The organism is Rahnella sp. PAMC25559, from assembly GCF_050632365.1.
Classification (GTDB): Bacteria; Pseudomonadota; Gammaproteobacteria; order Enterobacterales; family Enterobacteriaceae; genus Rahnella; species Rahnella rivi.
The window spans coordinates 3,082,620-3,096,633 of record NZ_CP192543.1 but is presented as its reverse complement, the minus strand read 5'-3'; the positions used below and the strand labels follow the sequence as shown (position 1 = coordinate 3,096,633).

The 14,014-nt window shown below is 53.0% G+C and carries 10 protein-coding genes; 6 read left to right on the top strand and 4 right to left on the bottom strand.

The genetic code is table 11. The features are described from left to right. Positions 1 to 38 precede the first annotated feature (38 nt). Complete coding sequence (locus tag ACQZQY_RS15545; protein ID WP_056779328.1) at positions 39 to 305, top strand: DUF3811 domain-containing protein; 267 nt, start codon at positions 39 to 41, stop codon at positions 303 to 305. Between the two features lie 63 nt (positions 306 to 368). Here ACQZQY_RS15545 and ACQZQY_RS15540 read toward each other — a convergent pair whose 3' ends face one another. After that, entirely contained in the window at positions 369 to 1,988 is a 1,620-nt protein-coding gene (locus tag ACQZQY_RS15540; protein ID WP_431295951.1) for a rhodanese-like domain-containing protein, read from the bottom strand. Further along, positions 1,981 to 2,586 (bottom strand): cysteine dioxygenase, encoded by a 606-nt coding sequence (locus ACQZQY_RS15535; RefSeq protein ID WP_431295950.1) that lies wholly within the window; start codon positions 2,584 to 2,586, stop codon positions 1,981 to 1,983. The genes ACQZQY_RS15540 and ACQZQY_RS15535 overlap by 8 nt, the downstream gene beginning before the upstream one ends. Before the next feature lie 184 nt (positions 2,587 to 2,770). Between ACQZQY_RS15535 and ACQZQY_RS15530 the strand changes: the two genes are divergently transcribed. From ACQZQY_RS15530 to ACQZQY_RS15520, 3 genes are all read left to right on the top strand, one after another. After that, complete coding sequence (locus ACQZQY_RS15530; RefSeq protein WP_217202889.1) at positions 2,771 to 3,682, top strand: LysR family transcriptional regulator; 912 nt, start codon at positions 2,771 to 2,773, stop codon at positions 3,680 to 3,682. An 823-nt stretch (positions 3,683 to 4,505) separates the two neighbouring features. Further along, a complete protein-coding gene (locus tag ACQZQY_RS15525; protein WP_431295949.1) occupies positions 4,506 to 5,603 on the top strand; it encodes an LLM class flavin-dependent oxidoreductase in 1,098 nt (365 codons plus the stop codon). Between the two features lie 9 nt (positions 5,604 to 5,612). After that, the gene (locus ACQZQY_RS15520) at positions 5,613 to 6,560 is read left to right on the top strand and encodes an ABC transporter substrate-binding protein (protein ID WP_431295948.1); all 948 of its coding nucleotides are present in this window, start codon (positions 5,613 to 5,615) and stop codon (positions 6,558 to 6,560) included. 45 nt (positions 6,561 to 6,605) lie between these two features. Here ACQZQY_RS15520 and ACQZQY_RS15515 read toward each other — a convergent pair whose 3' ends face one another. Next, the gene (locus ACQZQY_RS15515; RefSeq protein ID WP_431295947.1) at positions 6,606 to 7,484 is read right to left on the bottom strand and encodes a LysR substrate-binding domain-containing protein; all 879 of its coding nucleotides are present in this window, start codon (positions 7,482 to 7,484) and stop codon (positions 6,606 to 6,608) included. A gap of 112 nt (positions 7,485 to 7,596) precedes the next feature. On the opposite strand from ACQZQY_RS15515, the gene bla reads away from it, so the two are divergent. Next, positions 7,597 to 8,484: a class A beta-lactamase gene (gene bla, locus ACQZQY_RS15510; protein ID WP_431295946.1), complete on the top strand. Its 888-nt coding sequence runs from the start codon at positions 7,597 to 7,599 to the stop codon at positions 8,482 to 8,484. 168 nt (positions 8,485 to 8,652) lie between these two features. Then, on the top strand, positions 8,653 to 8,880 hold the full coding sequence (locus ACQZQY_RS15505; protein ID WP_015697366.1) for a hypothetical protein: 228 nt from the start codon (positions 8,653 to 8,655) through the stop codon (positions 8,878 to 8,880). Positions 8,881 to 8,956: 76 nt separating this feature from the next. Here the strand turns inward: ACQZQY_RS15505 and ACQZQY_RS15500 are convergent, their stop codons facing one another. Beyond that, positions 8,957 to 13,867, bottom strand: a complete 4,911-nt coding sequence (locus tag ACQZQY_RS15500) for a hypothetical protein (protein ID WP_431295945.1) — start codon at positions 13,865 to 13,867, stop codon at positions 8,957 to 8,959. Positions 13,868 to 14,014: the final 147 nt, after the last annotated feature.

The window sequence follows — 14,014 nt, the reverse complement described above, 5'->3', positions numbered from 1 at the left end:
TACACTGGTTGCCACTTTCCTCACTGGACGCGTTAAAAATGAAAAGACTGACACAACAAGATATGACGGAAAGCGAACAGCGCGAGCTGAAAACCTTGCTGGACCGGGCTCGTAAAGCACAGGGCCGTGAGTTGACCAATTCTGAAAATAACCGCATTAAAGATGATTACATCGATAAGTTGATGGAAGAGAAGGAAAAGGTCGCGGCTAAAGCGCGTGCGGAAAAACGCCGTAATAAAGCCGTGCCAAGTACCTCTGCAACCTATGACTGGACTGCCCGCACCCATCCGCGTGGCCGTCGTTAAGCATTAACTGATCCTCTGCGTTCTTCACGCAGAGGCGTCAGCCCCGCGCTGCTTTATGTCATTTCACGACGTCAATAATACAAAACCGTGCGTACCGTCTTTTTCCAGTTGCGCCACCAGACCATATTCCCAGTCGAGATAATCCTGCATGGCCTGCGGGCTCACATCCGTCCCTTCGTACGGGCGGCGATAGCGATCCTGTGGATTTTCCAGCCAGACCGAATCACCGTGCTCAAGCGGCAGACCGGCATCAATCCAGCCCACCGTTCCTTTCTCCAGCAAAAAAGTATTTTTACCCGTCAGCGCAGCTATTTCTGTGACAGCGTAACGTGCGAGCAGGCCGCTGGTGCACGTCACCACCCAGCGCTGTTTCTCAGGCTGTGAAGCGATGATCTGGGGGATGTTGCCGCGTGTGGTCCACACTGCGCCCGGAATGCGGCGGTTGCGAAAATTCGCGCTGGTGGTGAGATCAATCACCCCGGTGTCGCCCTCTGCCAGCCAGTGTTGCACTGTCTGCGGAGTGACCGATTCCACCGCCGGCGCGGGGGCAACGCTGGCCTTCCAGTCGCCTTGCCCGGTGAAGTCTTCCGCGCTAACGTCCGCAACGTACACTTCCCAGTTCATCTGCGCCAGCCAGGATGCGGCCATATTGGCCCGCACGCCGTCGTCATCGGCCAGCACCACCCGCGCACCGCGCACGCTGGCGTAATGATCGGTTTCCTGAATCAGCTGACCGCCCGCAACATGTCGCGCACCCGGTAAATGACCGGCGCGAAACTCCTCTACCGTGCGGACATCAAAAAGGTATAACGTGCGGGAATCGTCCTGCTGCCAGTCGCGGATTTGTGACAACGTCACAGCGCGAACGCCCGCACGAATTCCCAGAGCCTGCGCACCTTCCCGCGCCGCCTGGCGTGACTTCTCACTGAGCGGCGGAAACTGCGCCTGTTGCTGATGCGCCAGTGTCTGGCCCGCCAGCGTCCAGCCAATGGTGCCGTTGCGTAAAGCCGCTACCGGCTGACTGAAACCGGCATTGATCAGCGATTGTGTACCGATAATGCTGCGTGTTCGGCCTGCGCAGTTAACAATAATCTGTGTACTTGCATCAGGTACGACATCACGCAAGCGCAGCACAAGCTCCCCTCCCGGTACGCTGACGCCGCCGGGAATGCTCATGGTCTGAAATTCATCAAAACGACGCACATCCAGCACCGCGATATTCGCGCCCTGCTGTTGCAGTGCCAGCACCTGTTCTGCACTCAGTGAAGGCGTGTGGTAATGATGTTCCACCCATTCACCAAACGCTTTGCCCGGCGCATTCACATCAATGAAGATTTCCCCGCCGGCCTCTTTCCAGCCAGCCAGATCGCCCGCCAGCACGGCGACATCCTGATACCCCAGCGCGCGCAGCAACGCCGCCGCCCGCGTGGTTTTGCGCTCGCCGCGCGCGACGTCATAGAACTCGCCGTTGTCATAAAGCGTCACCGCCGTTTTACGCTGCGGAATGCGATCCAGCACTTCCAGCTCCAGTTTTGACAGTGCCAGATTGACCGCAAACAACGGATGGCCGGTAGCAAAGGCGGCTTCTTCACGAACATCAACCAGCGCGACTTCCTGCCCGGCGATCAACGCCTGTTGCAGCCACGAAAAATGACGCAGCGGTAAGGTTTGAGCATCAGACATATGGATTCTCTTTTGACAGATCCCAGACATTGGGCAGGAGTGAGTTGGAATAGCCGGAAATAAAGGTTTTCTCGCTGCCGTCGGGCAAGTAGACCGCCCGTGACACTGCGCCGATATTGCCGCCATAAACGTGAATACTGACCGAAACGCGATCGGCGTAAAGATTGCTGACCTGATGAATATCCAGCACATCCGGCGCGATTTTCTCTACATCGCCCGGATGCAGTGTCACGGCTGGCCCTTCGGGTTGCAGGGTGCCGTCGCGGTGGCGCACATAATTCTGGCTGGTTTCTCCCCCGCGCAGCATCCCGATCAGCCCCCAGACGCGGTGGTCATGCACCGGCGTGGTTTGCCCTGGTCCCCAGACAAAACTGACCACTGAAAATCGCGACAGCGGATCGGCATACAGCAAATATTGCTGATAGTGTTCGGCATGTGGCTCAGCAAAGGCTTCCGGCAGCCAGTTATCCTGGCCGATCAGTGTCGCAAGCAGTGTGCTGCCCTGCGCCAGTACCTCGGTCTGACCATGCGGTTCCTGAATCAGCCGCGTGAAGTCGGCCAGAAACTGGCGCAGTGGCGCGGTATGTAAAGCGGTCATCGCCTTCCCCTTTTGATCAACATTCAGGACAGGCTAGCACTGGTCAAACTCAACCAAAATTCATTTTATGGATAAGCTAATATGCATTTAACACATAAAAATGTGCGGTGCGATCCAGCGTCATACTTCAAATTGTTTTATGCTGCGCGGACTGTTGTTGATTCTCTGACGGATACCGGATGCCATGAAAATTGAAGATTTAACCGCGTTTGTTGCGGTCATTCGCCTGCAATCGACGCGTCTGGCCGCCGATGAGCTGGGGCTCACGCAACCGGCCATTACCCGCCGCGTACAGAATTTCGAAGAATCACTGGGCATCCCGTTGCTGAACCGGCAAACCAAACCGCTGAAACCGACGCTGATGGGTAAACGTGTTTATCAGCAATGCCGCCATATTTTGCGCGAAGTGGATGCACTCAGCGATCTGGTGGCTGCCGACAGCCCGCCGTCCGGCCTGCTGCGTCTGGCGGTTCCGCAAAGCCTGAGCGAAAGCAGCCTGCTGCCCGCGCTTAAGATGCTTTCCAGCCAGTTCCCTGAAATTCAGCCACGCTTATCCAGCGGCTGGGGCGAAGAATTATTGCTGCGCGTACAGCGTCAGGAGCTTGAGGCGGCGGTGGTGCTGTTTCCCGCCAGTAAACAATTTCCGGCAGGCATTGAGAATCAGCCTCTCGGCGCCGTAGATCTGGTGGTGGTCGGCCCGAAAGCCACGGCAGCGTTGCCGCAGCGGCTGGAGGAGTGTTATCAGCACGGGTGGATCCTCAATCCGGAAGGCTGTGGTTTCCGCGCGGCGCTGCAACGGGCATTAATCGAACAGGGTTTGCCACTGTTGATCAATCTCGAAGCCTTTGGCGTCACACTGCAACTCTCCCTCATCGCCGAAGGCCGCGGCCTCGGCCTGATGCCACGCGCACTGGTGGAACATCACCCCCTGCGCCCTGAGCTCGCGCTGTACGCCCTGAAAGATTTCGCCCCGCGCAGCCAGTTATGGCTGGTCTATCCCAATGTCCCTGCCAGCCAGATCCCCGCCATTGATGCCTTCGCCGCCGCCATCGCGCACGGCCTGGATTTACCGGTTCAGACGGGGATAGAGTATTAGATTCTCGTGGGCGAGGTGGGAGGATTTCAGGGGATTTTAACGTCAAGACCGTGGGTTGCCACCCGCACCGGCCTTAAGGTCAAGACCGTGGGTTGCCACCCACACCGGCCATAAGGGGGGCTTATCGCCGCCCCCCTTAAGAATCCCGGGCTCTTTCACTGCGCGCTGCCGCTCGCTGGCTATGTTTCAGAAACTCCGGCTATTGCCGCAAAATTCCGCCGCTGCGCGGTGCCCTCCGCTCGGGTTACAACCCGCGCATACAGACGCGCGGTTTTCCACCACTCCCTCCGGCGTGATTTTTGAGCGCGGCCACTGGCATTTTTAAAGCAGAAACGATGTGTTTGGTTTTGCTTTCCTCCTTTCACATCGCAGGGGGAGGAGAAAAACCTCCGTTTTACATAGCCTTTGGCCGCGCTCAAAACGACGTCGAATGAACGGTGAGAAACCGCGAGGGTATTTTTCCGAGCGGGTTCGAACCTGAAATGAGAGGACCGCGCAGCGGCGGCGTTTGCGGCAATAGCCGGAGCCGCTGGAATATAGCCTGCCAGCGGCAGCGCGTTGTAAAAAGAGCCCGGGATTCTTAAGGGGGGCGGCGATAAGCCCCCCTTAAGGCCCGTTTGGGCGGCGAGCCCAAGGTCTTGACGTTAAAACGCATTCGCAGGACCCGTGTGGGTGGCAACCTACCGCCCCAATCTTAATGCACATTTTTCATATTAACTTATCCACATAATGAATTTCTAACATAGTAAAAACCCGTTTATGGTGATAACTCCTGCCAGCGCAGTCTTGGTTCGCTGGCCTCTGACCTGAGGAGTGACAGCTCATGAGCGTGCAATTTATTGGTATGATCGGCCATCGGCTGGCGTCTGAAATCATTCCGCCAACTGGCCCTGTTTTTGATAAAAAATACATCGCCGATTTCGCCAAAGCCCACGAAAATGCCGGTTTCGACCGCATTCTGGTGGCCTATGCCTCCGACCAGCCGGATGCCTTTCTGGTCACCGCGCATGCTGGCGCAAACACGTCCCGTATTCATTTCCTGCTGGCCCATCGCCCCGGCTTTGTTGCCCCGACGCTGGCGGCACGTAAACTCGCCACGCTCGATCACTTGCTGGATGGCCGCGTGGCAGTGCATATCATCAGCGGCGGCAGCGATGCAGAACAGCGTCGCGACGGGGATTTCGTGCCAAAGTCAGGCCGCTATCAGCGCACGGATGAATACATTGATGTTCTGAAAAAAAGCTGGTACTCGGAAAAAGATTTCGACCATCAGGGTGAGTTTTATCAGGCGGAGAAAGCCTTCTCAGCCATCAAACCCTCTCAGCAACGGCTGCCTGTGTTCTTCGGTGGGTCGTCGGAAGATGCCATCCGTGTTGCCGGTAAACATGCCGATGTCTTCGCGCTGTGGGGCGAACCGCTGGCAAGCGCGGCAGAAACCGTGGCCGCGGTGAAAGCCTCGGCCGCACAGCATCAGCGTGACATCGACTTCAGCATCTCATTCCGCCCGGTCCTCGGTAAAACAGAAGAAGAAGCCTGGGCAAAGGCCGACGAGATCCTGGCGAAAGCCACTGCACAACGGGCGACCAGCGGCCAGACTCTGGCAGCAAAACCACAGAGCGTCGGGGCTCAGCGGTTACTGAATGCCGTGGCGCAAGGCGCTCGTCTCGACAGCTGCCTGTGGACCGGTATTGCCGGGCTCATCGGCGGGGGATCGAACTCCACTGCGCTGGTCGGTACGCCTGAACAGGTGTCTGACGCGCTGCTGAAATATTATGACCTGGGCATCACCACTTTCCTGATCCGCGGTTTTGACCCGCTCAATGATGCCGTTGAATACGGTAAATCCCTGATCCCGCTGACGAAGCAGAAAATCGCTGCACGTCAGGCCGCTCACCACCCTGCCCGTGCCAGCCTGGTCTGAGGAATTGCAATGCGAGTCAATGTAAAAAATCTGCTGTTGATGGTGTCTCTTATCGCAAGCACGTCTGCGGCATTGGCCGACTCCGTCACCCTGCGCGTGGCCGATCAGAAAGGGAATATGCGCGCCCAGCTGGAAGCGGCGGGCAAACTGGATAATCTGCCCTACAAAATTGAATGGTCGGAGTTCCCGGCTGCGGCTCCGCTGGCAGAAGCGCTCAATGCGCAGGCCGTAGATGTCGGGATTATCGGCGATGCGCCGCTGCTGTTTGCCGAAGCGGCGGGTGCGCAGGTGAAAGCCATTGCGGTGGATAAATCTGATGCTTACGGCACGGCGCTGCTGGTCAGGCCCGACAGCCCGATCAAAACGGCTGCCGATCTGAAAGGCAAAAGTATCGCCACCAACCGGGGATCTATCGGCCATTTTGTGGCGCTGAAAGCACTGGCCTCTGCCGGGCTGAGTGCCAAAGATGTCACCTTCCGCTTCCTGCCACCCAGCGATGCCAAACTCGCGCTAACGCAAGGTTCGGTGGATGTCTGGGCGACGTGGGAACCTTACACGGCATTCGCCGAAACGCAGGATCATCTGCGCGTGCTGATTAATGGCCGGGGGTTGTGGTCAGGGAACAGTTTCCTCGCCGCCACGGACACGGCGCTGAAAGATCAGGGTAAACGTCAGGCGATTGCTGATTATCTGCAACGGCTGAGCGATGCGCAGATCTGGGCGTATAAAAATCTGGATGCGTACAGTGAAAAACTGGCGAAGATTATCGGCTTCCCGCTGGATGCGGCGAAACTCTCTTTTGAGCGCCGCAAATCCTACTGGCAGCAGATCGATGCGGCGACTGAGACGCAGCAACAGCAAACCGCTGATTTTTATCATGCTCAGGGATTGCTGCCGGTGGCGCTCAATGTCAGTGGCACCTTTGATCACAGTTTCCTGCTGAAACCATCCCTTTAGCGCTGCGGGCACCGGGAGTTTGCCGGTGCCCACTGCGCTGCGCGCTTATTCTTCAGACCTTTCAGCCAGCTGGCTGAACAGCCACTCCTCGAACACCTGCATCGCGGCAGACATGCGTTTCGATTTAAGCCGGGTCAGCCAGTAACTGCCGAGCGTGATTTCAGTGGCAAACGGACGAACCAGACATCCGGCCTCCATTTCACGGGTAAACATCGACACGGGAACCAGCGCCACGCCTTCCCCCTGCATAGCCGCTTCGGCCATCAGCCGCGAAGAATCAAACACCGCCCCGGCAGCACGCCAGGGGTCCAGACCGGCGGCGATCATCCATTGATCCCATTCGTCTGGCCTGTACGAACGCAATAGTATTTCTTTGGTCAGCGCACCCGGTGTCGAAAGTCTGCGGGCAATGTCCGCAGAACATAACACCGTGTGCGGCGCGTCAAACAACAGCCGGTTTTCCGTCGCCGCCCAGTTGCCGGTTCCAAAACGGATCGCGTAATCCAGCCCTTCGGACGCCAGATTAACCACGTTATTGTTGGTCAGAATTTTGAGTTCGATAAAAGGATGCTGCTCCCGGAAGGCTTTCAGCCGTGGCAATAACCAGCCTACGGCAAAAGTACCCACCACCGCGATAGTCAGCACTTCATGAAAATACCCGCCCTCAAAGCGCTTGAGCACGGTTTGAATCTGGCTGAACGCTTCGGATAACACCGGCAATAACACCAGCGCTTCATCGGTCAGTTCCAGCCCGCGCGGCAACCGTTTGAACAAGGCAGTGCCCAACTGATCTTCCAGCAAACGCACCTGCTGGCTGACCGCCGCCTGCGTGACGCTCAGTTCAAGTGCGGCACGGGTAAAGTTGAGATGTCTGGCCGAGGCTTCAAAAGCACGCAACGCATTGAGAGGCAGCGAGGTCCGCATAATGACTTATCCATAAGTTTTTCTTTATCCTGCGCGAAATTATTCTCGCTTGTCAATCCTGCGCCAAACAAGGATATTGCCGGCTTCCACACCAACACCGATAAGGATTTCTATGTTCATGAATACATTTCGTCAGAAAGCGTGCCTCACCGTGGCGCTGATGCCTTTGTTATTTTCCAGTGCACCGCTGTGGGCTCAGACGCCCGCACAGGCAAAAGCCGTGCAACAAAAACTCGCTGAACTGGAAAAAAGCACCGGCGGGCGGTTAGGCGTGGCGATGATCGACACGGCCAGTAACACGCAGACGCTTTACCGCGCGGATGAGCGTTTCGCCATGTGCAGCACCAGCAAAGTGATGGCAGCATCAGGCATTCTGAAAGCCAGTGAAACGGATAAAAACCTGCTGAATAAGCACGTGGATATCAAAAAGTCCGATCTGGTGAACTACAACCCGATCACTGAAAAGCACCTCGATACCGGCATGACGCTGGGTGAACTGGGTGCGGCGGCGATTCAGTACAGCGACAACGTGGCGATGAATAAACTTATCGCGCAGCTCGGCGGCCCGGCAAAAGTGACGCAGTTTGCACGTTCCCTCGGCGATGAGACTTTCCGCCTCGACCGTACGGAGCCAAGCCTCAACACGGCGATCCCCGGCGACAAACGTGATACCACCTCCCCGCTGGCGATGGCTGAAAGTCTGCGTAAACTGACGCTGGGCAATGCGCTGGCTGAACCGCAGCGCGCGCAGCTTGTGCAATGGTTAAAAGGTAACACCACCGGCGCAGCCAGCATCCGCGCAGGCCTTCCGGCAACGTGGCAGGTCGGCGACAAGACCGGCAGCGGCGATTACGGCACCACCAATGACATTGCGGTGATCTGGCCCGATAACCATGCGCCGCTCATTCTGGTCACCTATTTCACCCAACCGCAGCAGGATGCCAAAGCACGTAAAGATGTGCTGGCGGCGGCCGCCAAAATCGTGACGGAAAACCTGTAATCTTCGCCGCTCATGGCCTGAGAACGTCATGAGCGGTGTTCCTGCTACCGTATTCAGCTATGTTTTCCGTGCGTTGCGCAAACTGTGAACTTCCGCCCTGTGTCAAATGGCCGAACGTGGTTAATAGATGAGGTCGCCCGTTATCAGGCTTAGCTAACAGGATGCAGCATGGAAAATTACGCCAACAAAAGCGGTGATTCACAGGTTGTCAGCTTCCAGATAGATGCCAACTCGATCAAAGTCCGTTTCAAAAATAATCACGTGTATCTGTACGATATCCGTCACCCCGGCCCCGAGCATCTTGAAAAGATGAAAGAATTAGCGCGCGCCGGATGGGGTTTAAATACCTATATTGAAAGCGAAGTAAAAACGGATTTTTCTTCCAAAGTGTTCTGAATAAATATGCTGAGATATCAGAAATAAAAAGCTCCTCCGTGAAAACAGAGGAGCTTTTGATATTTACCGCACTACATTATTTCGCGGCGTCGAGATAGGATGAAACACTGACAGAGTTCATAAAGCCTGTTTGCTGATCTGCTGCTGATAATTCGCTATGCGTTGCGGCAAACGTACTCATCGCTTCAACCAGTTGCTGCACCTGAGCTGCATCAATTTCATAGCCATCGTGCGTATGAATGATTTTATTTTGGCTGTCAGCATTGGAATACCAGTTAATCACTTCTACGGAATCCTGAGATCCTGATTCGGTAATAAGCAGATTACTGTTATTTTTCGAGAACCAAAGGTCGGTAAGATTGAGATCGCTGAATTCAATAATATCTTTGCCCTCAAGCTTACCTGCGTAATCAGTGACCCTGTCATTACCGTGTCCGTTAGCGAACAGATAGGTATCCTGTCCCGCTCCGCCGTTCAGCACGTCATTACCCGCGCCGCCGTTCAGAACGTCATTCCCGGAACCGCCACTCAGCGAATCGTTGCCGCCGCCACCGTTCATGAGGTCGACGCCGTACCAGCCAGTAATATTATTACCAACGTCCGTTCCGTTGTACGTTATCCCCGATCTCGCCAGATCCGACTCCGTCAGCGTCGCATCGTCGAAGACAAAGCTGAACTGGCGGTAAATCCCTCCGGGTTGATCAGTACCAGCAAAGTAGTTACTGACCGTCACGCTGTCATCGCTTCCGTAGGCCTTTATAACCAGACTGCGACCATCGCGACTGAACAGCGCTGAACCAGCGTTAGCCCCGGTAAAGCGTAGGATATCGCCGTGTTCACCCGCACCGGTGTTGTCATACACGTAATCATTACCGTGGCCTACAGTAAACTGGTAGGTGTCCTCACCGCTGTTGCCATTAAGTGAGTCATTGCCCACACCGCCGTTCAGCACGTCATTTCCGCCCCCTCCCTGCAGCGTGTCGTTACCGCCTGCGCCGTACATAAGATCAGCGGCATACCAGCCCGAGGCATTGTTACCAGCGTCCGTTCCGTTGTACGTCATCCCCGACCTCGCCAGATCCGACTCCGTCAGCGTCGCATCGTCGAAGACAAAGCTGAACTGGCGATAAATCCCTCCGGGTTGATCAGTACCGGCAAAGTAGTTGCTGACCGTCACGCTGTCATCGCTTCCGTAGGCCTGTATGATAAGGTTGTTACCTTCGCGACTGAAACGGGCTGCGCCCGATGCCGCACCAGTGAAGCGTAAAATATCACCATTTTCACCGCTACCCGCTGAGTCAGACACATAGTCTTTACCGTGCCCGGCAGTAAACTGGTAGGTGTCCTCACCGCTGTTGCCGTAAAGGAAGTCATTGCCCGCACCGCCGTTCAGCACGTCATTTCCTCCCCCTCCCTGCAGCGTGTCGTTACCGTCTGCGCCGTACATAAGGTCAGGTGCATACCAGCCTGTGGCATTATTAACAACGTCCGTTCCGTTGTAGGTCATCCCCGACCTCGCCAGGTCTGACTCCGTCAGCGTCGCATCGTCGAAGACAAAGCTGAACTGGCGATAAATCCCTCCGGGTTGATCAGTACCGGCAAAGTAGTTGCTGACCGTCACGCTGTCATCGCTTCCGTAGGCCTGTATGATAAGGCTGGTACCCTCGCGACTGAAACGGGCTGCGCCCGATGCCGCACCAGTGAAGCGTAAAATATCACCATTTTCACCGCTACCCGCTGTGTCAGTCACATAGTCTTTACCGTGGCCGGCAGTAAACTGGTAGGTGTCCTCACCGCTGCTGCCGTAAAGTGAGTCATTGCCCGCGCCGCCGTTTAGCACGTCATTTCCGCCCCCTCCCTGCAGCGTGTCGTTACCGTCTGCGCCGTACATAAGGTCAGGTGCATACCAGCCTGTGGCATTATTAACAACGTCCGTTCCGTTGTAGGTCATCCCCGACCTCGCCAGGTCTGACTCCGTCAGCGTCGCATCGTCGAAGACAAAGCTGAACTGGCGATAAATCCCTCCGGGTTGATCAGTACCGGCAAAGTAGTTGCTGACCGTCACGCTGTCATCGCTTCCGTAGGCCTGTATGATAAGGCTGGTACCCTCGCGACTGAAACGGGCTGCGCCCGATGCCGCACCAGTGAAGTGTAAAATATCACCATTTTCACCGCTACCCGCTGTGTCAGTCACATAGTCTTTACCGTGGCCGGCAGTAAACTGGTAGGTGTCCTCACCGCTGCTGCCGTAAAGTGAGTCATTGCCCGCGCCGCCGTTTAGCACGTCATTTCCGCCCCCTCCCTGCAGCGTATCGTTACCACCGCCACCGTTCATCACGTCGACGCCGTACCAGCCCGTAGCATTGTTGCCAACGTCCGTTCCGTTGTACGTCATCCCCGACCTCGCCAGATCCGCCTCCGTCAGCGTCGCATCGTCGAAGACAAAGCTGAACTGGCTATAAATCCCTCCGTGTTGAACAGTACCGGCAAAGTAGTTGATGACCGTCACGCTGTCATCGCTTCCGTAGGCCTGTATGATAAGGTTGGCACCCTCGCGACTGAAACGGGCTGCGCCCGATGCCGCACCAGTGAAGCGTAAAACATCACCATTTTCACCGCTACCCGCTGAGTCAGACACATAGTCTTTACCGTGCCCGGCAGTAAACTGGTAGGTGTCCTCACCGCTGCTGCCGTAAAGGTAGTCAGTGCCCGCACCGCCGTTCAGCACGTCATTTCCGCCCCCTCCCTTCAGTGTGTCGTTACCGCCTGCACCGTACATCAAGTCAATGCCGTACCAGCCTGTTAGAGCTTCATCTGCATCTCCACCATTAGAGGTGAATTCAAGTTTTAGAAGATCAGACTCCGTCAGAGTAACGTCGTCAAATTCAAAACTGTAGTTACGAACACCGCTGGTATTGGATTCGCCATTCAAGAAGTAATTGTTTATCGTTACGCTGTCTTCGCTTCCGAAGGCATGGATAACAAGGTCATTCTTCTGGCGTGAGAAATGTGAGGCTTCTGCTTTGACACCAATAAAATGGAGGTTATCCACTTTACTACTGACTCCAACATGCTGAAAAACATCTTTTCCATGTCCCGCCGAAAATATATACTGATGACTTACACCCAGATCATTTTTGAAAGTATCATTCTCTACTGAACCTATGATATATAATTCCATTCGCGCATTTATTTTTTGTATTTCTGCTGTGGGATTAATTAAGTAGGACGTTAGCATTGAAAATGCCTTTCCTATTTCTACAAAATGCAGGACGTTATTTTTTTCATTTTGGTCAAGATATGCTGAAAACTCATTTAAATTTAAAGACGCTTTGCCCTGACTGAACTGTAATGTAATAAGGTCAAACTGTTCCTTATACATCGTTTGAGCCAATAATCTAGCAAGCGAAAAATCATAATACTGCTGATATTCTTGTTTCACTTCTGTCAAAGCATTTGGTCGATTATCAATATTAGAACCATTTAGATGATCACCGGTTATGACCTCTAGAAATGCAATTTTCCTTGCATCATAATTCTGCCCCCAACTTTTAGGATCCACATCAGAAACCCCAGCCCATTCAAAAAGGATAGTTTCAAGCAAGTCGGACTGCTTTGCAGCCTTTGGATCCGAAACAAATTGCTCCACCATGTTTCTAAGATTTTCATTCTTACTCATTGAGATATGTAAATTCGCCATATTGCCTGACCCATTCATATTAGGTAATGACAATATATCCACGCTGAGTAAATACTCACCATCGTATCGAGCATCAGCGGCATTCACATCAAACCAGACATCTTCTGATATACCTTTACCTCCATTCTCAAACGTTATAGTACTTTCCTGCTTATGTGAATTTCCATTAGCATCAACTGTAGTGGAATTCGTATACCCTGTGGCTATATTTTTTATTTCAAGCTCATCCAGTGACTTTAGTTCACCATGATCAACAACACCGTTTTTGTTTTTATCCTGCCAGATGCTTAACTCTTTCCAAATTGAATCTTCGGCATCAATCATGCCATTTTTGTTATCATCCACATCTTTTAAGGCTTCATATCCGTTTCTGGCGAGCATTCCGTTTTTTAGCAATGTATTATTACCGAACAATTCCCCTCCATTGTCAATAAGACCATCACCATTAATATCGCGAACTAATAATCCATCATCAGATGACACCCAACCTGTTTTTTCGGCAAATTGATTGTTATCCAAATCAAAATAAACGCCATTATTCAGGCTTAACGTTTCAATACCATCTGCATCCAGATCTAGAATAATTGGGCTGCTCTGAGCATTCGCCTCATCTAAACTCGGGTCTTTTCGCATATATGGCGGTATATAGCGTCCATATTCATCTATCAGCTGATCCAGAATCATTTTCTTATAAGCATTCATTTCAGGATAACCAGCTTCCATAACATCAAATCCAGTTTGAACCATTACTGCCTCATAATCCCCATAATGATACTCAACAAGGGTAAGCAGGGCATCTTTTGCTGCTTGTTTATAAGCTTCCTGAGGATCTTCTTTGTACATTTTATTAAGGTCTGACAGATATCCCAATTTACTTAAAAATCCTGCGACGTCTGAAGCCCTTCCTGCGAACTGAATATCACCACGCGTTGCAGCTTTAAAATCCCTCAGTGATTTATTCGCGTTTTGCTCATGGTAGAGTGCATTGCTGAGTGCTGTATTACGTTCATTAACCAAATTTCTATAATCGACAGTGCCGCTTTGCCCCATAGCGTTCATATTGGCAATCTGAACATCCAAGTTTCCTGCTCTGGTATATTCACGGGAACTGTTCGCGCACGATGCCATCGAGTTCGCCAGTGACTCTCTCGCCACAGTATCAATGTCAGAACTGCCAATGTTTAACTCAATGTAATAATCAATTTTTTCTTTTATATCTGAATAAAAGTCACTACTTTCAGAGCCGAGGCTATTTAAACCTAAACCTGATGCATTATACTCACTCATTATATAACTCCATTTATATACATTAAAAAATAATTAATAATCATGCTAATTTGTTTCATGAATAAGTTATCTTTACTAATAAAAAATAACCATAATTCATACTCACTATTAATGCATTAATTCAAAACAAAAACGAGCTTAATTGAG